Raw genomic sequence first — 20,881 nt, forward strand, 5'->3', positions numbered from 1 at the left:
GAGGCATTTTAGATGGACTTTAAAACAGATTTCAAACCATTAACAGTAGACCCGGAAAAAATTTACGATTACAGTTTCTCAATTATTGCAGAGGAAATGGGCGAGCATAATTTCTCAGAAGACGAGTGGAAAATTGTACGCCGCATCATTCACGCTTCTGCTGACTTTGAATTAGGACGTAGCGTTATTATTACACCGGGAGCGATTGAAGCAGGTATTAAATCAATTCTTGCAGGTCGCCATGTCATTGCAGATGTGCAAATGATTGAAAGTGGTTCAGGGAAAAAACGTTTCCAAAAGCATGGTGGCGATTTACACTGCTATATTGCAGATGAAGACGTTTCAATTGAAGCGAAAAAACAAAACACAACACGTGCGATTATCTCTATGCAAAAGGCTGCTAAATTACATGAAGGTGGTATTTACGCAATTGGTAATGCGCCGACAGCATTGCTTGAATTAATTCGTTTAATTAAAGAAGGTTTAGCGAAACCAGATTTAATTATTGGTATGCCAGTTGGCTTCGTTTCTGCTGCTGAATCGAAGGAAGAGCTATTAAAAATAGAAGGTATTCCGTACATTACAAATGTTGGTCGTAAAGGCGGTAGTACAGTGACGGTTGCCGCATTGAATGCTGTCTCACTTTTAGCGGATGAACAGGCGAAAAAATAATGGAGCGGAAGCCTAAAAAGGATCCAAAAGACATGCGTCACGGTTATACAACGGGATCCTGTGCGACTGCAGTTACAAAGGCTGCATTACTTGCCTTAATTACAAATGAAGAGCAAGAAACAAGTACCATTCATTTACCAATTGGGCGAGATGCAACCTTTACGATAGAAAAATGTACATTTCAGAACGAAGCTGTAAGCTGTGAAACGATTAAAGATGCTGGTGATGACCCAGATGCAACCCATAAAGCACTCATTGTTGGCACAGTAAGCTGGGCGGATAGTCCAGGTATTCATCTAGACGGTGGAATTGGTGTCGGGCGCGTAACAAAGCCCGGCTTACCAGTACCTGTCGGAGAAGCAGCTATCAATCCAGTACCACGAAAGATGATTCATAGTACTGTACAAGGCGTACTTGATGAATTTCAAATTAAACGAGGCGTTAACGTAGTTATTTCCGTCCCTAAAGGTGAGGAAATTGCTAAAAAAACGTTAAATGGGAGACTTGGTATTATTGGAGGCATCTCCATCTTAGGCACAAGGGGAACCGTCGTGCCTTTTTCGAGTTCCGCTTATATGGCTAGTATTGTTCAAGCGATTAGTGTTGCGAAAGAGGCTGGTTGTGAGCATTTAGTTGTTACGACTGGTGGACGTAGTGAAAAGTATGCGATGGCACAATACCCTAATTTGCCAGAGGAAGCATTTATAGAAATGGGCGATTTTGTAGGCTTTACATTAAAGCATTGTAAACGTCTTGGTATGAAGCAAGTATCGCTTGTCGGTATGATGGGGAAATTCTCGAAGGTGGCACAAGGTGTCATGATGGTGCACTCCAAAAGTGCTCCTATTGATTTTAACTTTTTAGCTCAATTAGCAGTGGATATAGGTGCAGATGAAGAAACCGTTACAAACGTACGAGAGGCAAACACTGCGTCACAGGTCGGAGAAATTATGGCAGAAAAGGGCTATGATGCATTCTTCAACCGCTTATGTGAGGCGTGCTGCTATTCATCAATACATCACATTAGGGGCGGTTTAACGCTTTCCACATCGATCTATTCGATGCAGGGACAATTATTAGGAAGGGCTGATGACATTGCATCGATCGATGAAATTGATTGGGATCGGGGATAACGGACAAGAAAGCTTACTACCACAATACGTGCAGTGGATTGAAGACTGTGAGGTGCTTGTTGGTGGAGAGCGTGTTTTAGAATTTTTCCCGAACTTTACCGGTGAAAAAATGTTGATTAAAGGTGGTCTTTCAGCGTTAGTTGAAAGATTGTCTGTGGAAACGAGAAATACAGTTATTTTAGCGTCAGGAGATCCATTATTTTACGGAATCGGTGGGTTTTTAGCGAAAAAGCTAGACATTGACGTTTATCCATATATGAGCTCAGTGCAGCTTGCTTTTTCTAAGATGGGAGAAAGCTGGCAGGATGCGTATGTCACAAGTATTCATGGACGCTCCATGAAAGGATTAGCACAACGTATTGATGGTAAAAAGAAAGTGGCACTGCTAACAGATGCAGAAAATAATCCGAATGAGTTGGCACGTTATTTAAAGCATTTTGGCATGACAGAATACCGTGCATTTGTGGCAGAAAATTTACAGGGTACAAATGAAAAATTCGGCTGGTATTCGCTAGATGAATTAGAAATGGCTGATTTTTCTCCTTTAAATGTAGTCATTTTACAGCAAACATCAGTACCGAAACGCTATGCACTCGGTATTGATGATGAAGAATTTTCGCAGCGTAAGCCCGATAAAGGTTTAATTACGAAAAAAGAAATTCGTGTCTTAAGTTTACAAGCAATGCAGCTACAAAAGGATAGTATCATTTGGGACGTTGGTACATGTACTGGTTCGATGGCTATTGAGGCCGGAAAGCTTGCCCCAGAAGGTCAAATATTTGCCGTAGAAAAAAACGCACCTGATTTGGATAATTGTTTGCAAAATCAGCAAAAGTTTCGTGTAGATATTACAGCTATTCATAGTAAAGCGCCAGCAGGACTTGAAAACTTCCCTGATCCGGATGCGATATTTATCGGCGGTACAGGAGGAGAAATGGTGGAGCTCTTACAATTATGCTGTTCACGCTTAAAGCCAAACGGTCGTATTGTATTGAATGCTGCAACTATTGAAAATTTATATAAGGCAGTCGAAGCGTTTAAATCTTGTGGCTTTGCTGTTGACATATTGCAGGCACAACTTGCACGCAGCAAACCAATATTAGATATGACACGTTTTGTCCCATTAAATCCGATTTACATTATTTCTGCATATCGAAAGGAAGAAAATCATGAGTAATCTTGGTATTTTATATGGCTTGGGCGTAGGTCCTGGCGATCCAGAGTTAATTACAGTTAAGGCATTCCGTGTCATTCAGGAATCGCCTGTTATCGCGTATCCGAAAAAATTAAAAGGCAGTAAAAGCTATGCACATCGTATCGTAGATGTCTACATTAACCCAGAAGAAAAGGATATGCTTGGCTTAGTATTTCCAATGACAAAGGATGAAGCTGTATTAGAACGTGAATGGACGAAATCAGTTCAACTTGTTTATGAAAAATTAAAAGAAGGTAAGGACGTCGCATTCGTAACAGAAGGAGACCCATTATTATATAGTACGTTCATCCATATGATGAAGCTAATGCAGGACATGCACCCTGAAGTTGAAATTCGAACAGTTCCTGGTATTTCTTCGTTCAACGGTTCAGCATCACGACTTGGAATTGCGCTCGCAGATGGCGATGACCGTGTTGCCATTGTACCTGCTCATGACGACTATGAGGCTATGCGTGAAGCGATTGAAAGTCACGATGCAGTAGTGTTCATAAAAGTAGCGAAGGTTATTGATTTAATGCTTGAAGTACTACGTGATTTAGATTTACTTGATAAAGCGTCAGTCGTAACGAAGGTAACATCCGATGAGGAAATCATTTGGGATGTACGCGAACTAGACGGTGTCGATCTAGAATATTTAACGTTAATGGTGGTGCGTAAATAATGAAGAAAATATATATTGTCGGCGCTGGTCCTGGTGATCCAGATTTCATTACAGTTAAAGGCTTACATATGCTACAAACAGCGGACGTTGTTATGTATACAGATTCTTTAGTAAGTGAGGACCTTATTGCAAAGGCACGACCAGATGCAGAGGTTATTCGTACGGCAGGTATGCATTTAGAGGAAATGGTAGCGGTTATGGTAGATCGTGTCAATGCGGGGAAAGTAGTAGCTCGTATGCATACAGGAGACCCTGCAATGTATGGAGCGATTATGGAGCAGGTGGCACTATTAAAAAAAGAAGGCATTGGCTACGAGGTTATTCCTGGTGTTAGCTCTGTCTTCGCTTCCGCAGCGGCAATCGGAGCTGAATTAACAATTCCTGATTTAACACAAACACTTATTTTAACGCGTGCCGAAGGACGTACACCTGTACCAGAATTTGAAAAACTACGCGATTTAGCGAGTCACCATTGTACAATTGCATTATTCCTGAGTGCAACGTTAACTAAGAAAATAGTAAAAGAATTACAGAATGCTGGTTGGGCAGATGATACACCGATAGCTGTTATTCAACGAGCATCTTGGCCAGATCAAAAAATTGTACGTACAACATTAATTGAACTGGATGAAGCAATGCGTGTGAACGGTATTCGTAAGCATGCGATGATTTTAGCTGGTTGGGCATTAGATCCGAATATTCATGATAAGGATCAATATCGTTCGAAATTATATGATGCTACTTTCACACATGGCTTTAGAAAAGGTGTGAAGACAAGTGATTGAGTTACAAGAGGGCGTCTTACCAGAGGTTGACCAACGAAATCCTTATGCAGTTGTCGCCATTACAAAGCATGGTGTTCAAATTGGACGTCGCTTGCAGCATACTTTTGCTGCGAGCGACTTATATTACATGAGTAAATTTGAACAGGGTGATGAAGCAGAAAAGCATATTCAAATGTTTACAGGTACTGTGCGTTTACTGCTCCCTACTCTTTTTAAGCAATATAAAGGCTTAATTTTAATCATCTCACTCGGTGCAGTTGTCCGCATGATAGCACCGATTTTAAAGGATAAAAAGACAGATCCAGGCGTAGTTGTTATTGATGATCGTGGTGAAAATGTAATTAGTGTTTTATCGGGACATCTTGGTGGCGCAAATGAGCTGACACATGAAGTTGCCGCAGCGCTTGGAGCAAATCCAATTATTACGACAGCTTCAGATGTGCAAAAAACGATTCCGGTTGATTTATTTGGGGCACGTTTTGGATGGGTATGGGATAGTGCCGATAAACTGACACCTGTGAGTGCGTCTGTTGTCAACGAGGAGCACGTCGCAATCGTTCAGGAAACAGGGGAACGTGACTGGTGGATGCGTGATACAGCGATGCCAGAGCAAATTAAGATTTATCCATCAACATATGCAGCGATTGAAGTGAAACCACATGCGACATTGCTCATTACTGACCGCATCATTGAACAAGAGGAAGAAGTGCTTCTTGAAAATGGTGTTATTTATCGACCGAAATCGGTGGTGCTTGGCATGGGCTGTAATCGTGGGACATCTGTGGAAGAAATTGAGCAAATCATTGATGAAACTCTTGCAGAGCTGAAGCTTTCGAAAAAAAGTGTCAAAGCGCTATGCACGATTGATTTAAAGAAAGACGAGGAATGCTTCCTAGAAATAACAAAGAAATACGATTGGGAATTTGTAACATATTCACCGGCGGAATTAAATGAAATTGATTTCCCATCACCTTCGGAAACCGTATTTAAATATACAGGAGCATACGGGGTGAGTGAGCCTGCAGCAATGCGTTATGCGCAGGTGGAATCGCTTGAGCTAGAAAAGAAAAAATCGGGCAATGCTACAATCTCTGTTGCTAGATTAACATTTTAAGGAGGAAGCCTATGCAAACGAATCGCTTTGTACTAGCTGGTACTGGCAGTGGTGTTGGTAAAACAACCTTTACCATTGGACTCATGAAAGCATTACAGGAAAAAGGCAAAATTGTGCAGGGCTTTAAATGTGGTCCCGATTATATTGACCCTACCTATCATACTGCCGTAACCGGACGGGTATCGCGCAATATCGATAGCTGGATGTTTTCACATGAAGCAGTGCGCGATATTGTCGCGCGCGCAAGCAAAGATGCTGATGTTTCCATTATTGAAGGAGTTATGGGCTTTTATGATGGCAAAAGTCCGTTATCGGATGCTGGCTCTGCAGCAGACATTAGTGTTGTAACAGAAAGTCCGGTTATTTTAATTGTCAATTGTGCAAGTATGGCGCGAAGTGTAGCAGCAGTTGTGAAAGGTTTTCAAATGTTGTCAGATCAACCGAATATCGTTGGTGTCATTGCCAACCAAGTCGGTAGTGTCGGTCATTATGAAATTGCAAAGGCTGCTATTGAGCAGGAGTGCGGTATTCCTGTGATTGGATATTTGAAGCGTGAGGAAGGTATTGATATTCCTAGTCGACATTTAGGATTAGTCCCTGCAATCGAACGAGGAGAACTCGATACATTTTTTGAAAAGCTAGGCTCTTTAATGGCAGAGACCATTGATTTAGATCAATTGCTTGAATTAACAAAGGCACCTGTTCTACAAGAATCAGGGCAACTATTTGCGGAACAACCATCTCAAAATATTTGCATTGCCGTAGCAAAGGATGCCGCGTTTAACTTCTATTATGAAGAGAATTTGAATCTGCTGCGTGCAAAAGGAGCAGAGCTTCAATTTTTCTCACCACTTGCAAATGAGCCTGTACCTGCTGAAGCAGACGGATTGTATATCGGGGGGGGCTTCCCAGAAGAATTTGCAGATATTTTAGCGGAAAATTCGAATGCTAAACAGTCTATTCGTGAAGCAGTTGCCAAAGGTCTACCAACATTAGCTGAGTGTGGAGGCTTTATGTATTTGACGGAGGCTATTACGAATAGCAACGGTGACTGTTATGACATGGTTGGTGTTATTCCGGGGGAAGTAGCAATGCAAACAAAGCTTGCTGCTCTTGGCTACCGAGAAATTTTTGGCACACAACATAATTTTTTAATTGGTACGGATGAAGAAGCTAAGGGACATGAATTCCACTATTCAAAATATAGCGGTTCACATAATACCCCGGCTTATGAAACGAAGGGGCGCTTTGGTAACAAACAAGAGGGATACCAAGCAGGAAATTTAGTAGCTGGCTATACGCATTTTCATTTCGTATCTAACCCAAAGCTTGTTGACAATTGGTTAACAGCTTGTAAGAAGGTGAAAAATCATGACTAATTATTTTCCTATTCACATTAACATTGAATATAAAACCGTAGTAATTGTTGGTGGGGGTCACGTTGCAACACAGAAGGTTGCATCATTACTACCGGCTAAAGCGAATATTGTCGTTGTAAGCCCTACTCTAGATAACTCATTGTTGCCACTTGCGGAATCCGGTCAAATTACTTGGCATGAAAAAGAATTTGAACCGCGTGATTTAGATGATGCATCGCTCATTATTGCGGCAACAAATGATACGTCAGTAAATGAGGCTGTACAAGAATCAGCCCAGCATTGGCAGCTTATCAACCGCGCAGATGCACAGGCTGAAAGCGACTTTATAACGCCAGCAACAGTGCGTCGTGGTCCTTTAGTGTTGACAGTTTCAACGTCAGGTGCAAGTCCAGCATTAGCACGTAAAATCAAGGCTGATCTCGAAGAGCAATTTGATGAGGTTTATGATGACTACGTATGCTTCCTACAGCAGGCACGTTTAATGATTGCTGCTAAGTTTGAAAAAGGCCCACAAAGACGTAAAGCTTTACAATCATTACTTGAACCGAGCCTACTAGAATGGACACGTAATGGAGAGATTGATAGACGTGAAGCATTTTTACAACAAATACTGATTGGAGAAGCGCGATGAAAGACGGAATAGTGTATTTAGTTGGAGCTGGACCAGGAGATCCAAAGCTCATTACAGTGTACGGGCTAGAATGTATTCAAAAGGCTGATGTTATTGCATATGACCGTCTTGTGAACCCAAAATTGTTAGAGTTTGCGAAAAAAGATGCTGAGCTTGTGTACTGCGGTAAATTACCTGGTAAGCATCACTTAATTCAAGACGAGATTCATACATTACTCGTCGAAAAAGCGCAGGAAGGCAAGATAGTCACACGTTTAAAGGGTGGCGATCCATTCGTCTTTGGTCGTGGTGCAGAGGAAGCGGAAATTTTAAAAAATCATGGCATTGCTTATGAAATCGTACCTGGTATTACAGCAGGAATTGCTGCCCCAGCGTATGCTGGTATTCCTGTAACACACCGTGATTTTGCGACAAGTTTCGCTCTTGTAACAGGACATGGCCGTGAGGAAAAAGGACAGGACTTTTTAAATTGGCCTGCACTTGCAACAGGTATCGATACAGTTGCCTTTTATATGAGTGTCGGCAATATCGCTTATATTTCTCGAAAACTCATCGAAAATGGTCGTAAGGCAACAACCCCAGTCGCTGTAATTGAGTGGGGAACAACAGATCAACAGCGTACCATTACAGGTCAGCTTGATGAAATAGCTACTATTATTGAACGAGAAGGCTACCATAACCCGTCCATGATTGTCGTTGGCGAGGTTGTCAATGTACGAGAGAAAATTCAATGGTTTGAAGAGCAAGGACTTGCCTTTACATAAGGGAATAAAACGTATTTGCGCATAAGGAGGAAATAGACCATGACAGTAATCGAGGCTTTAAAAAATCGTCGAGCGATTCGCAATTACACGACGCAGCCTGTTGAAAAAGAGAAAATCGAGCAAATTTTACAAGCTGCCACATATGCTCCAAATGACCGTATGCGTGAACCATGGCATTTTTATGTAATTCAAGATGATGCGATGAGACGCTATGAAGAAATGGCAAGTGCTTATTTGCAAGAGCGATTCCCAACTAAACCTAATTTAGTAGAGAGCTCGTTAAAGGTTGTTCAAACAACGCCAGTGGCCATTGTTGTGACAGCAGATATTGTAGAAGACGATGCAGATGCGACAGCAGATAATGTTTTTGCTGTATGTAGCGCCATCATGTCCATGTGGCTTGCAGCAGAGGAACTAGGGCTTGGCTTTGTATGGCGTACACGTGGTGTAGGGCTTGTTCATGATCCACGTATGCATACATTCATTGGCGCAAGTGAATCACAAAAGGTAGTAGGAACAATCTTTATTGGCTATCCAGAAGAGCAAGAGCTTAAAGACAAGAAACGTACACCATCTGAAGAAAAAACAACATGGCTTTAAGGGAGGCTTGAAAAATGGCTAGAAAAGGCTTGTTTTTAGTTTACACAGGTGAAGGGAAGGGCAAAACAACGGCTTCTCTCGGCGTCACATTGCGCGCAGTTGGTCGAGGACTTAATGTACGTTACATGCAATTTATTAAATCACCAGAGCGTACATACGGAGAGCAGATTGCTCTTCGTAAGCTTGGCGTAGAAATGGAGCAAATGGGCATCGGCTTTACTTGGACAAAAACCCCCGAGGAGCATCGTGCCGCTTTAGCAAAGGCATGGGAAAAAACAAAGGCCGCCCTGCAAGACGACAGCATTGATCTACTCGTATTAGACGAACTCAACAACGCACTTGCTATAACAAAATTCCCAATCGATGATGTGCTCCCATTATCCGAAGTCATCGAAGCCATTCAGCAGCGCCCATCTACCATGCATTTAGTAGTAACCGGACGTAGCGCCAACCCAGCACTTGTGGACATGGCCGATTTAGTATCAACAATTGATGCATCAAAGCACTATTATGACGAAGGCATACCAGCAGTTAAAGGTTTAGAGTTTTAATTGATGCGCAGCGCGTCGGAGGCTTACCTGTGTATTGGAGAAATACCCGCGGAACGAGGCGGAATACCCGCGATTTTGGGTGAAATACCCGCGCTTTGAAGTGAAATACCCGCGGAACGAGGAAGAATACCCGTGATTTGGGGTGAAATACCCGCACTTCAACAAAAAATAAGGAAGGGGAGAAGACTATGCCAGCAAAATCTATCATGATTCAAGGAACGGCTTCTGATGTAGGGAAAAGCATGATATGTACTGCGCTCTGCCGTATTTTATCTGATGATGGGCTAAAGGTAGTACCGTTTAAATCGCAAAATATGGCCCTGAATTCGTTTGTAACTCAAGATGGCGGGGAGATTGGTCGTGCACAGGGTGTACAAGCAGAGGCGGCACGTGTTGTCGCTACTACGGATATGAATCCGATATTGCTAAAACCTAAGCAGGATATGGTATCGGAAGTGATTGTTCATGGTAAGCATTTTTTAAATATGGACGCTAAGAGCTATCGCAATCAATTCGTCCAAGAAGCGATGCCAATCGTTGAAAAGTCGGTGCGAACTTTACAAAATACATATGATGTTATTGTCCTGGAAGGTGCGGGAAGCCCGGCAGAAATTAATTTGAAAGACCGTGATATAGCCAATATGCGCATGGCTCATCTAGCGGATGCTGCAGTTGTGCTAGTGGCAGATATCGATCGAGGTGGCGTGTTTGCATCGATTGTTGGAACGCTCGCATTACTTGACGATGCAGAACGCGCACGTGTAAAAGGTCTGATTATTAATAAATTCAGAGGAATGCGTGAGTTACTTGATGATGGCATTGAATGGGTAGAACGTGAAACGGGGATTCCTGTCCTTGGAGTTGTACCGTATGTAGAGGTCAATATAGAGGCTGAAGACTCACTAGCATTATCTTCATTACGCTTTAAAAAGCCTAAGCCTGGAGAGTTTGCAGTGGATGTGGCCATGATTCGCTTGCCGCGCATTTCAAACTTTACAGATGTGGATCCATTTTTCGATGAGCCAGAGGTTGGTGTACGTTTAATCGGCAATGTCAATGAGCTTGGTACTCCCGATTTACTTATTTTACCTGGAACAAAAAGTACAATGGATGATTTAGCTTGGTTAAAGGCACAGGGCTTCGATAAAGCGATCGCTAATTTACGTGCACGAGGGACAAAAATTATTGGCATTTGTGGTGGCTTCCAAATGCTTGGTGAAACGTTGCTAGATCCTGATGCAGTAGAAGGAAATGGCGAGTCAGGGCAAGGCCTAGCATTATTGCCAATGGAAACAGTATTTGTTGGCGATAAAAAGACAGTTCAAATGACAGGAACAAGAGGGCAGGATACGTTTACTGGCTATGAAATTCATCTTGGGCGTACAAAAATTTTACGCGATGAAGTATCACCATTTTTACAGCTTGCAGATGGGCGCGTAGATGGGGCAGTAAGTGCAGATGAATTAGTGGTCGGAACATATTTCCACGGCTTATTCCATAATCGCACCTTTACACGACAGCTCATCAACGACATTCGCTTGAAAAAAGGCCTCGCTGCTTTACCAAGTGATGTAAAAAGTGACGCAGAACGTAGAGAAGACGCATACAATATGCTGGCAAAGCATGTGCGTGCGAATCTTGATATGAAAAAAGTATACGAAATTATGAATTTAGAGGTACCTGTATGACAAGAAAAGGTCCGTTAGCTATTGATTATGAGGCGTTATGGCAGGAAGGTATGAAAGACTGGCATGGCCAAATGCCTGAGAGAATGGTCAATGATCAATTAGAGGAGCAGTTTTGGGCGCAGTCCATCGCCCGTAAAAAGGCTGGTCAAACAGATCCTTATGCTGCAAAAATTTTTCACGAAATTAAAAAAAGTATTCAACCCGAGCAATCGGTATTGGAAATTGGTCCAGGCTGGGGTAATTATACATTTCCGCTTGCTGATCATGTGCGAAAGCTAACTTGTGTAGATAGCTCAGCAAGTATCCTTAGTTATCTAGAAAATTGCATGGAAGATAGGCAACATGTTTCTTATCTTCATACAAAATGGGAAAACCTTGCTGAAGATGAAGTAGAAGCGCACGATATCGTCATCGGTGTCAATTGCTTTTATCGTATGTATGATATCAAATCAGCACTTTACCATATGAATCGTCTAGCTAAAAAGCGTGCAATTATTGGCATGACGACAGGGCCGATTCAACCCCATTATGAAATTTTATACGAAAAGTATGGCTACGATATTAAATTTCCGCGAAGAGATTATATAGAATTTTTAAATTTGCTGTATGAAATGGATATTTATGCCGAATGCAAAATCATCCCATTAGAACGAGTATATGAATATGACAGCTATGAGCAGCTTGTAACAACACAAAGTAAAAAAATATTAAATACTGATTTTAATAGAGCGCATGTCGAGGAGTCGCTTATGCCGTTTATTGAAGAAAAGAATGGACGTTATTATTATCGACATGATTTTCATGCTGCACTCGTAACATGGGAGCCGAAATAATTATTAAACCTTTGGACAAAACTAATGACCAAAGGTTTTTTTTATTGGGAGCGATAGGGTACAATAAAGCGATATAGATATAGAAGTGAGGTGGCATATGTGCAACTACATTTTTTAGGAACAGGCGCAGGAATGCCTTCAAAGGAACGAAATACAAGTGCCCTAATGGTAAAGCTTTTAGATGAATTGGGGGAAATGTGGCTTTTTGATTGTGGAGAGGCAACTCAACATCAAATTTTGCACACATCGTTAAAGCCACGTAAAGTAACGAAAATATTCATTACACATTTACATGGTGACCATATTTTTGGACTACCTGGCTTTTTAAGCTCTCGTTCATTTCAAGGTGGGGATGAACCATTAACAATATTTGGCCCTCAAGGTTTACAGCAATGGATTGAGCAAACCTTAGCCTTATCAAAGACACATTTAACATATCCATTACAATTTGTTGAAGTCCATGAAGGTGTTATTTATGAGGATGCACACTTCACAGTAAGTGCAAGTGAATTGCGACATGTAGTTCCATGCTTTGGCTACCGTATTGAACAAAAAGATTTACCTGGTGAATTGTTAATGGAAAAAGCACAGGTTCTAGGTGTTCCTAAAGGCCCGATGTTAGGACAACTAAAAGCTGGGAAAGATATTGGGCTTGCAGATGGCACAATTGTTTATGCAAAAGATGTCGTTGCTCCGCCGAAAAAAGGTTTTACGCTCACGATATTAGGCGATACAAAATACTGTCCAGAGGCTGTTTCATTAGCTAATGGAGCAGATATCGTTATTCATGAAGCGACCTTTGATGGCACTACGACAGATTTAGCAGCGAGCTATGGACACTCTACGAATGTTGAAGCGGCTAAGGTGGCACAACAAGCAGGCGCAAACTATTTACTTCTGAACCATTTAAGTGCACGCTTTTTACCACATGATTTACCGGAATTTTTAGCAGATGCACAGGAGATTTTCTCACAAACCTTCCTTACATCCGATCAAACAGTATTTACATGGAATAACAATAAGTTAATTTAACTTCTTTCATCCAAAAACGTAAAGTAGCTTTTAAATGACACTTCATTTAAAAGCTACTTTTATGTTTATTTAGCAAAGTTTTTTCTGCAAAAGCATGGGCAGAATAGGTGTACTTTAAATGAGACCTTTTTATCGATATAATTCAACGATTTGATTTGCTATATACTCGGAGCTAAAATGAACCCCATTTCTGAGCCACCACATAAGGATCCCAAGTATTGAAGAGGCGAGAATATCCATTGATAGTGTACTATCAGCACCTTCACTTTTACGTTGTATGACAATCAAGTCCTTTAATGTCATATGCATTTTTTTAATGAAACCAGGGTGCTCAAATAGCACAGCTAAAATTTTCCTATGCTTATAAAAATAATCTAAAAACGTAATTAGTTGTTCTTGATTATTTAAATTATCAATTTGTAAAGACGGAGACATTTTCGACAACAAGTCGTCGAAAATATCGTAAACAACTTGTTTTAATAAATCATTTATATCGACAAAATGTAAATAAAAAGTTGCTCGATTTAACTCTGCACGTTGGGCTATTTTTTGTACTGTAAGTTTCGAAATATCGGGGTTTTCAATTAATATATCTACGACAGCTTCTTTAAAGACCCGTTTAGAGCGAATTGCTCGTGGGTCTTGCTTTTTTTGTGTGGTCAATTTCATTCTCCTTTATCTATTAAATACAAATTTAATTAATAGTATTTTTATTTTTGTTGTTTAATTGACACTTCTTGAAAAATTGTAAATAGGAATGAAAAAATAAACGTGTTATTATCTATTTTATTGACATTGTGTTAATAAAACAAGTAGAAAGAGGCAGAATGAAATGTCGGAATCAATAAATAAAAAAGTATTATTAACAGTATTAATTTTCGGGTGTTTTTTATCTACTCTTAATCAAACGCTGTTAAACGTTGCATTGAGTAATTTAATGGGCGTTTTTTCCGTTTCTGCTACAACCGTACAGTGGTTAGCTACTGGTTTTATGTTAGTAAACGGGGTGCTAGTCCCTATTACAGCATACTTAATGAAACGTTTTTCAACTCGCCAATTATTTATCAGTTCAATGCTGTTTTTATTAGTAGGCTCTATTTTTTGTGCGGTAGCTCCGAACTTCACAACCTTATTAATAGGTCGTATGATTCAAGCGGTTGGAGCAGGAATTATTATGCCATTGCTAATGAGCATCGTCATGTTTATTTTCCCTCCTGAAAAAAGAGGCAGTATGATGGGGTTAATTGGGCTTGCTATGATTTTCGCTCCAGCCATTGCACCAACTTTAGCAGGCTTCGTTATAGATTATTATTCATGGCGTTGGTTATTTATCGGGATAATTCCATTTGTCGTGATCGTTATATTCATGGCAATGAAATATTTAATTAATGTTTCAGAAACTGCAAATACGAAGTTAGATGTAATGAGTGTTATTTTATCAACAATTGGCTTTGGTCTTATTTTGTATGGTTTTAGTAATGCAGGTAGCCATGGCTGGGATGATAACATTGTAATCGTCACTATACTTGTGGGGATAATGACTACTGCATTATTCTGTCTTCGACAAATGAAATCTTCTGATCCACTTCTTAACTTATCCGTTTTTAAAAATAAAGTATTTACGCTAACGTCCATCATCAACATTATTGTCACAATGATGATGTATGCGGATATGATTTTATTACCGATATATTTACAAAATGGAAGAGGGTTTACGGCATTAGATGCAGGTTTATTATTATTACCGGGTGCTCTTGTAAATGCCTTTATGTCTCCAGTGACAGGAAAAATGTATGACCGCTTTGGTGCAAAGCCGTTATTTATTATTGGTTTGATTTTTGTCATTCCTTCCATGTGGGTTGTAACAGATTTAACAGAAACAACAACATTTAGCTTTTTAATGATACGTACCATTTTTCTACGTATAGGGTTGAGTTTTATCACAATGCCGTTGAACACAGCTGGTTTGAATGCCTTACCTAAAACACTTGTCACACATGGTACAGCAGTGAATAATACATTACGACAAATTGCAGGTGCTATTGGATCTGCTGTCGTCATTACAATTTTTACAGCACAAACGGCAAACCATGCAAAAACATTGCTAGTAGGAACACCGAATGCCACGGCTGAAGGTATACGTACGCTTGCTTCCATTTTTGGTTCAAGTGATGCTTATTATTTCATGACAATCTTAGCGATACTCGCATTTGTTTTAACTTTATTTGTTCCATCTAAAAAAAGAGTAAACAATAGTTTGTGATTGTATATATTTCAACGAATGGAGTTTAGTTGTTTTACTTCAGAAGTCAACTTGGTGAGGCTTGTTGCATTTTAATTTCATACTAATGATAAAGAGCCTTACTACAATTATGTAGCAAGGCTCTTATTTTCAGGCTGTTTTCTCAAAGATGGTTGCTTCTTGTATCGTTATTTTCTAAAATAAAAGCACCCGTTTTGTTTAAGAAGAAAAATTACTTTTCTCTATATTTTCCATTTCTAATTGCTTTTCGATACTTTCCATCCTCCTCAATAGCAATCGCTTCTTCCGTATTAATGCCTTCTATCGAATAATACTTAGTCCCCTTCTTGTACTTATTTGAAAAGTTTCCTGGGTAAGTCCCTTCCTTATCCGAATGCTTGGTAACTTGACCAATCTCTTCATTTATTTCAATTACATATTCTTCACTGATTTCGTAAATATATCCATCCCGAATAACAAATGATGAATTCCAGTCAGCACTTGAAGAACAGCCTGCAATAACCTGAATAGAAAATATAAATATAATGAAAATAGAATGTTTAACCTTCACAATTTCACCACTTTAATTTCGAAATTCAAGTCTCATTCTTGAACTACCTGCTTGGTTAGTATAATAATAGTTAAAAAAAGAGCGTTAATCCTTCTTAGATCAACGCTCACATTAGTTGAAACACTACTACCCTAAAAATCGATATGTTTCACTTGTATTGGATAAAAAATTAATGCTACTTGTTCCAAATTTGTTTCTTCTTCAAACTCAAATCCCTTAACTTGCCCATTAAAAAATTTCAACTTAAATGAACCATTTCCAATTTCATTTATTACTACTTCAGATAACTGTCCTAAGCAACAATAAAGGAGCCTCTTTTTGCTAAAAAATGCTCAGGTTCAGTAATTTTATCTAATTTAAGTTCTTTTTTTTCGAACTCTTGGTGTAATCTAAAAAACTTTACCAAATGAAACAATGTTTCAATTATTAATGACTTCGAATATAACTGCTTCACCCCGAATAATTGTCCACCAATTTTTCCAAACCATAGTTCATCTTCTTTTACGTACACTTTATAATACTGATTTCTTGTTACAATATTTTGCTCAATCACATAAAAAGATTGCATTTAAATACTCCGTTAAATCTATATTTCCGCTTAGCCTCTAATAATACTATTATTTGTTAACCTTATTATACTATCCTGCTTACGTTAGTTGAATAGCAACAATCTTTTCGAAAACAGCCTATTTTTATAATTAACTTACATTATCTCAACCTATCAAGTGAAAAAAGAGCAAATAGAATGTAGAGGGAAATATAATATGAAGATTGAGAATATTGAAGAAAAATGATGCAGTAAGTAGTAGATTTTCGTATAATTGACTAAAGGGGAGTGGATTAATATGAATCAGCAAAAAATGCCACCAGCACTATTGCGTTTAATTGTTATTTTTCCAAATGTACTGAGCTATTTATTATTATTTGGACTTATCTTTTTTGTTATCTCTAATTATGACACGCTAAAAGCTACGGACAACTTAAATGTTTGGCTTATTTTTATTTTTGTGCTTGCGCCGGCTGCTGCCTACACAACATTTAGCATTATTAAGAAAATTCGTGCTGGACAAATGTAAGGTAAAAAAAGTGTATTCAACAGATAAGTTAATGGATACACTTTTAGAATTTTTTAATTCTGAATAATATAACACCAATTACAAATAGAATAACAACTGATATGAAGTAAATGTTAGAAATTACATTCATTATGTGAAAAGGGGCTTTATAAACAAAAACAGCTTTCACCCAGTGACGATCTTCTTTTACTGCAATTGCGCTGGAAGTGGATACCCCTTTTATTTCATAATAATTTGTCCCTTTTGGGTAATAGTTTGAGGAATTTCCGTAATAATTTCCTGTCATATTATTTGGCTTGGTCTTTACTTCTCCTATAATTTTACCGATTTTATTATCTTCAATTAATTCTTCTCTTTTAACTTCATAAACGTTTCCTTTCCAAACGACGAAAGGATAAGCCCAAGATAGTGCTTGCACAGATGGGGAAATCATAAGTAAAAGTAAAAACGACAACAACGTAATTCGTTTCAAAAAGCACCTCCAATAAGTAATCATTTTAAATTAATTATAAAATAAAAAAATGGGAATATTGAATAGATTTGAAAAAATTGAAAAGTAAAGTTATTTACACGATTCCTCATCACATTTTCGGAAACAATTATTTTAGAAAAATTGACATAATGAAATCCAAGACGAATAAAATAATTCCATCTAGAGAAACTAAAAAAATACATAAAAAATTTGAAAAGCGGGGTGTTTTTGTGGATCCAACTAATTGCGATATGTCACCAATGAAACAAACTTTAAAGGAAGAGCTTCTGCATGTCATTCATTCATTACAGCAAAGCGTAGAAGCGATGGATACTGATACAAATTGTCTTCTTGGGAACTTTGAAAAAATTAAAGAAAAATTTGTAGCGATTGAAATGAAAGCTGCAACATTTTATTTAAATTGCTATCTTTCTCCGTTTACTGAAAAATATCCTGAGCTTTCGCATTGCGTACAAAATATGTCTAAAAGGAGACATGGTGGACTAATTGTGATTGAACGGGAGGATTCTCTAGCAACCCTAATCCGGCCGGGTATTCATATTGGCGCAGAAGTAACGCATTCCCTAATAGAATCTATTTTTTTTCCTGGAAATCCACTGCATGATGGCGCAGTTTTAATAAGCCAAAATCTAATTGATTCAGCAGCAAATGTTTTGCCACTTTCAGACAGACATACGGGGGAAAAGAAATTAGGCACTAGACATCGAGCAGCATTAGGATTAAGTGAAGTAAGTGATGCGCTTGTTATGGTAGTGTCTGAAGAAACAGGGAGAATTTCTTTTGCCTTTAAAGGAAACTTATATCCGATTACGACGCATGGCATTATATAGTGTGAAGCTTCACACTATATAATATCTTGAATTCAAGATATTTTCCTTGCTTGTTTATCACTTGCGTGGTAAAGTGATGATTGAGAGGGGGAGGAAGCATGCGAAAACACACACTCGGATCACTGACATGGATTCGGATGATGCGCTTTACCAATCAAAGCAACCAGCTATCTAATGAGTTTTTAAAGCGCTTTGACTTAACGACTGCACAGTTTGATGTCCTAATACAAATAAAGACATATGCACCGTTAACGCAATCGCAGTTAGCAGAGAAAGTGACAGTGACGCAAGGTGGAATGTCTCGAATGCTTGCTCGTCTAGAAAAAGATGGACTTATTGAACGCAAGCAAAATTGGAAGACTAAAACAATTTCGCTCACAGCTAAAGGCGAGCAAATGATTGATGAGGCAACACCAAGTCAGCTACAGTTTCAATCTTCATTTTTTGAAGAAGTATTAACAGAAGAAGAAATGAAAAATTTAAATATACTAATGTCAAAATTAGAGAAGCATAGTCGTGGAAAAAAATTACCCCCAGCGTGATTTTTTTTGCAACATCACTTGCTTAGTCAAGTGAAAATGAGGAGGAAACATTCATGAACAAATTAAGTGGACATCATCATATATCAATGTTAACTAAAAACGGCAAACGTAATAATGATTTTTATACAAAAATTCTCGGCTTACGTCGTGTGAAAAAAACAGTCAACCTAGATTCGCCTTCTATGTATCATTTGTTTTATGGAGACCTAACAGGAGCTGCAGGTACAGAATTAACCTTTTTTGAAATGCCCCTAGCAGGACGGACAGTTCGAGGAACAAATGCCATTACACGTATCGGACTACTAGTGCCAAGCTATGACAGTCTGCAATATTGGAAAGATCGTTTTCAAGAATTAGAAGTTGAACATAGTGAAATAACAACTTATGCAGGTAAAGATGCATTATTTTTTGAGGACCATGAAGGGTTACGAATGGTGCTTTTAAATAATCATGGTCACGAAACACCTGCGCATTGGCAACCATGGGGCGGCTCTGATATCCCGGCGGAACATCGTATTTTAGGAATGGGTACAGTTGAAATGACAGTTCGTTACTTACAACGGACAGTAAGCTTATTAAAAGAGCTATTTAATTATACAGCTGTTATAGAAAGTGAAAAAGAGGTAGTATTGCAATCCATTCCTGGAGAAGTACTTGGAGAAATCGTCGTTAAAGAATTAGAAGGGCCAAGTGAGAAACCTGGTCGTGGTAGTATTCATCATCTTGCACTACGTGTTGGAACAGTGGATGAATTGCAAGAGTGGGATGCCAAAATTAAAGAGTGGGGCTTTGATAGTACTGGCGTTGTGGATCGTTATTATTTCCAAAGTCTTTATTTTAGAGACCGAAATGGAATTTTATTTGAAATGGCGACAGATGGTCCAGGGTTTACAGTTGATTCGGCAGTAGAGGATCTTGGTAAAGAACTTGATCTTCCACCATTTTTAGAAGAAAGACGTGCAGAAATCGAAGCTAATTTAGAACCACTAGATTAAGGAGAGGTTTAATTATGGAAAAATACCGCATTGACCAATCAAAAGGCATTGAATTTGGCCTCTATTCTTTAGGGGATCATATTCCAAATCCATTAACAGGCGAACGAGTTTCAGCTCAGCAACGAATCCAAGAGCTAGTTGAAGCAAGTCAGCTTGCAGAACAAGCAGGTATTGATGTATTTGGTGTGGGCGAAAGCCATCAATCGTACTTTACTACACAGGCACACACGGTTGTTTTAGGAGCAATTGCACAAGCTACATCAAACATTAAATTAACAAGCTCCGCTACGGTACTAAGTGTTTCTGATCCAGTACGTGTATATGAAGATTTTGCAACGATTGATTTAATTTCAGATGGACGCGCTGAAATAGTTGCTGGTCGTGGCTCACGAGTAGGTGCATATCAATTACTAGGCATTGATTTAAAGGATTATGAAGAAATTTTTGAAGAAAAACTAGAGCTACTGAAAAAAATAAATGACAATGAGCTTGTCACTTGGGAAGGGCAATTCCGTGCGCCACTTCACAATGCGCAAATTATGCCAAAACCTAAAAATGGCTCTTTGCCAATTTGGCGGGCTGTCGGTGGACCTCCTGCCAGTGCTATTAAAGCAGGCTATATGGGCATTCCAATGATGTTAACAACATTAGGTGGTCCTGCTGTGAACTTTAAGCCATCAGTAGATGCCTACAGAGAAGCAGCAGAGCGTAGTGGCTTTGATCCGAAAGATTTACCGATTGCTACAACAAGCCTATTTTATGTTGCTGATACGACGAAAGAGGCACTACAAGGGATGTATCCACATTTAAATGGTGGATTCCAAGCAATTCGTGGCGCGGGTTATCCAAAGCAACAATTTGCACAAGCGCCAGATACACGAGACGCTTTAATGGTCGGAAGTAAGGAACAGATTATTGAAAAATTACTATATCAATACGAGCTCTATGGCATGCAACGATTTATGGCACAAATTGATTTTGGCGGTGTGCCATTCGATAAATTAATGAAAAATATTGAAATTATAGGGGACGATATTTTACCTGCGATTAAAAAATATACAGTAAAATAGGGA

24 protein-coding genes are annotated in these 20,881 nt (G+C 39.1%); 20 read left to right on the plus strand and 4 right to left on the minus strand.

Features of this window, described 5'->3' with window-relative positions; all coding sequences use genetic code 11:
• Positions 1 to 12 precede the first annotated feature (12 nt).
• The 14 genes from B1B04_RS13565 to rnz all read left to right on the plus strand — a co-directional run bounded on the left by B1B04_RS13565 (position 13) and on the right by rnz (position 13,059).
• Complete coding sequence (locus B1B04_RS13565; RefSeq protein ID WP_079561984.1) at positions 13 to 672, plus strand: precorrin-8X methylmutase; 660 nt, start codon at positions 13 to 15, stop codon at positions 670 to 672.
• On the plus strand, positions 672 to 1,805 hold the full coding sequence (locus B1B04_RS13570; protein WP_079561985.1) for a cobalt-precorrin-5B (C(1))-methyltransferase: 1,134 nt from the start codon (positions 672 to 674) through the stop codon (positions 1,803 to 1,805). Before B1B04_RS13565 ends, B1B04_RS13570 begins: the two co-directional genes overlap by 1 nt.
• A complete protein-coding gene (cbiE, locus tag B1B04_RS13575; RefSeq protein WP_079561986.1) occupies positions 1,762 to 2,982 on the plus strand; it encodes a precorrin-6y C5,15-methyltransferase (decarboxylating) subunit CbiE in 1,221 nt (406 codons plus the stop codon). Before B1B04_RS13570 ends, cbiE begins: the two co-directional genes overlap by 44 nt.
• A complete protein-coding gene (gene cobI, locus B1B04_RS13580) occupies positions 2,975 to 3,682 on the plus strand; it encodes a precorrin-2 C(20)-methyltransferase (protein WP_079561987.1) in 708 nt (235 codons plus the stop codon). Before cbiE ends, cobI begins: the two co-directional genes overlap by 8 nt.
• Complete coding sequence (gene cobM, locus B1B04_RS13585; RefSeq protein ID WP_079561988.1) at positions 3,682 to 4,467, plus strand: precorrin-4 C(11)-methyltransferase; 786 nt, start codon at positions 3,682 to 3,684, stop codon at positions 4,465 to 4,467. Before cobI ends, cobM begins: the two co-directional genes overlap by 1 nt.
• Complete coding sequence (locus B1B04_RS13590; protein WP_079561989.1) at positions 4,460 to 5,581, plus strand: cobalt-precorrin 5A hydrolase; 1,122 nt, start codon at positions 4,460 to 4,462, stop codon at positions 5,579 to 5,581. The genes cobM and B1B04_RS13590 overlap by 8 nt, the downstream gene beginning before the upstream one ends.
• An 11-nt stretch (positions 5,582 to 5,592) precedes the next feature.
• Positions 5,593 to 6,960: a cobyrinic acid a,c-diamide synthase CobB gene (locus tag B1B04_RS13595; RefSeq protein WP_079561990.1), complete on the plus strand. Its 1,368-nt coding sequence runs from the start codon at positions 5,593 to 5,595 to the stop codon at positions 6,958 to 6,960.
• Positions 6,953 to 7,591 (plus strand): precorrin-2 dehydrogenase/sirohydrochlorin ferrochelatase family protein, encoded by a 639-nt coding sequence (locus B1B04_RS13600; protein ID WP_079561991.1) that lies wholly within the window; start codon positions 6,953 to 6,955, stop codon positions 7,589 to 7,591. Before B1B04_RS13595 ends, B1B04_RS13600 begins: the two co-directional genes overlap by 8 nt.
• Positions 7,588 to 8,355: a uroporphyrinogen-III C-methyltransferase gene (gene cobA, locus B1B04_RS13605; protein ID WP_079561992.1), complete on the plus strand. Its 768-nt coding sequence runs from the start codon at positions 7,588 to 7,590 to the stop codon at positions 8,353 to 8,355. The genes B1B04_RS13600 and cobA overlap by 4 nt, the downstream gene beginning before the upstream one ends.
• Before the next feature lie 39 nt (positions 8,356 to 8,394).
• Positions 8,395 to 8,955: a nitroreductase family protein gene (locus B1B04_RS13610; protein WP_079561993.1), complete on the plus strand. Its 561-nt coding sequence runs from the start codon at positions 8,395 to 8,397 to the stop codon at positions 8,953 to 8,955.
• A gap of 14 nt (positions 8,956 to 8,969) precedes the next feature.
• Positions 8,970 to 9,506 (plus strand): cob(I)yrinic acid a,c-diamide adenosyltransferase, encoded by a 537-nt coding sequence (locus B1B04_RS13615; RefSeq protein ID WP_079561994.1) that lies wholly within the window; start codon positions 8,970 to 8,972, stop codon positions 9,504 to 9,506.
• A 188-nt stretch (positions 9,507 to 9,694) separates the two neighbouring features.
• The gene (locus tag B1B04_RS13620; RefSeq protein ID WP_079561995.1) at positions 9,695 to 11,194 is read left to right on the plus strand and encodes a cobyric acid synthase; all 1,500 of its coding nucleotides are present in this window, start codon (positions 9,695 to 9,697) and stop codon (positions 11,192 to 11,194) included.
• A complete protein-coding gene (locus tag B1B04_RS13625) occupies positions 11,191 to 12,027 on the plus strand; it encodes a class I SAM-dependent methyltransferase (RefSeq protein ID WP_079561996.1) in 837 nt (278 codons plus the stop codon). Before B1B04_RS13620 ends, B1B04_RS13625 begins: the two co-directional genes overlap by 4 nt.
• 99 nt (positions 12,028 to 12,126) lie before the next feature.
• The gene (gene rnz / locus B1B04_RS13630) at positions 12,127 to 13,059 is read left to right on the plus strand and encodes a ribonuclease Z (RefSeq protein WP_079561997.1); all 933 of its coding nucleotides are present in this window, start codon (positions 12,127 to 12,129) and stop codon (positions 13,057 to 13,059) included.
• Positions 13,060 to 13,188: 129 nt separating this feature from the next.
• On the opposite strand, the gene B1B04_RS13635 is transcribed toward rnz, so the two are convergent.
• A complete protein-coding gene (locus tag B1B04_RS13635; protein WP_079561998.1) occupies positions 13,189 to 13,728 on the minus strand; it encodes a TetR/AcrR family transcriptional regulator in 540 nt (179 codons plus the stop codon).
• Positions 13,729 to 13,891: 163 nt separating this feature from the next.
• Between B1B04_RS13635 and B1B04_RS13640 the strand changes: the two genes are divergently transcribed.
• Positions 13,892 to 15,322 (plus strand): DHA2 family efflux MFS transporter permease subunit, encoded by a 1,431-nt coding sequence (locus B1B04_RS13640; RefSeq protein WP_079561999.1) that lies wholly within the window; start codon positions 13,892 to 13,894, stop codon positions 15,320 to 15,322.
• A 211-nt stretch (positions 15,323 to 15,533) separates the two neighbouring features.
• Here the strand turns inward: B1B04_RS13640 and B1B04_RS13645 are convergent, their stop codons facing one another.
• Together B1B04_RS13645 and B1B04_RS13650 are read right to left on the minus strand one after the other, a co-directional pair.
• Positions 15,534 to 15,872: a hypothetical protein gene (locus B1B04_RS13645; RefSeq protein WP_079562000.1), complete on the minus strand. Its 339-nt coding sequence runs from the start codon at positions 15,870 to 15,872 to the stop codon at positions 15,534 to 15,536.
• Between the two features lie 292 nt (positions 15,873 to 16,164).
• The gene (locus tag B1B04_RS13650; protein ID WP_079562001.1) at positions 16,165 to 16,440 is read right to left on the minus strand and encodes a hypothetical protein; all 276 of its coding nucleotides are present in this window, start codon (positions 16,438 to 16,440) and stop codon (positions 16,165 to 16,167) included.
• 277 nt (positions 16,441 to 16,717) lie between these two features.
• On the opposite strand from B1B04_RS13650, the gene B1B04_RS13655 reads away from it, so the two are divergent.
• Positions 16,718 to 16,948: an acyl-phosphate glycerol 3-phosphate acyltransferase gene (locus B1B04_RS13655; protein WP_079562002.1), complete on the plus strand. Its 231-nt coding sequence runs from the start codon at positions 16,718 to 16,720 to the stop codon at positions 16,946 to 16,948.
• Between the two features lie 43 nt (positions 16,949 to 16,991).
• On the opposite strand, the gene B1B04_RS13660 is transcribed toward B1B04_RS13655, so the two are convergent.
• The gene (locus B1B04_RS13660) at positions 16,992 to 17,420 is read right to left on the minus strand and encodes a hypothetical protein (RefSeq protein ID WP_079562003.1); all 429 of its coding nucleotides are present in this window, start codon (positions 17,418 to 17,420) and stop codon (positions 16,992 to 16,994) included.
• A gap of 230 nt (positions 17,421 to 17,650) precedes the next feature.
• Here B1B04_RS13660 and cdaS point away from each other — a divergent pair, with 230 nt between their 5' ends.
• The 4 genes from cdaS (at position 17,651) to B1B04_RS13680 (ending at position 20,878) form a co-directional block, all read left to right on the plus strand.
• The gene (gene cdaS / locus B1B04_RS13665) at positions 17,651 to 18,271 is read left to right on the plus strand and encodes a sporulation-specific diadenylate cyclase CdaS (protein ID WP_094075106.1); all 621 of its coding nucleotides are present in this window, start codon (positions 17,651 to 17,653) and stop codon (positions 18,269 to 18,271) included.
• Between the two features lie 98 nt (positions 18,272 to 18,369).
• Positions 18,370 to 18,813, plus strand: coding sequence for a MarR family winged helix-turn-helix transcriptional regulator (locus tag B1B04_RS13670; protein WP_079562004.1), 444 nt, complete (start codon positions 18,370 to 18,372; stop codon positions 18,811 to 18,813).
• Between the two features lie 53 nt (positions 18,814 to 18,866).
• Complete coding sequence (locus tag B1B04_RS13675) at positions 18,867 to 19,808, plus strand: ring-cleaving dioxygenase (protein ID WP_079562005.1); 942 nt, start codon at positions 18,867 to 18,869, stop codon at positions 19,806 to 19,808.
• Between the two features lie 14 nt (positions 19,809 to 19,822).
• A complete protein-coding gene (locus tag B1B04_RS13680; protein WP_079562006.1) occupies positions 19,823 to 20,878 on the plus strand; it encodes an LLM class flavin-dependent oxidoreductase in 1,056 nt (351 codons plus the stop codon).
• The last annotated feature ends 3 nt before the right edge of the window (positions 20,879 to 20,881 follow it).

Source organism: Lysinibacillus sp. KCTC 33748 (genome assembly GCF_002237755.1).
Taxonomy (GTDB): domain Bacteria; phylum Bacillota; class Bacilli; order Bacillales_A; family Planococcaceae; genus Lysinibacillus.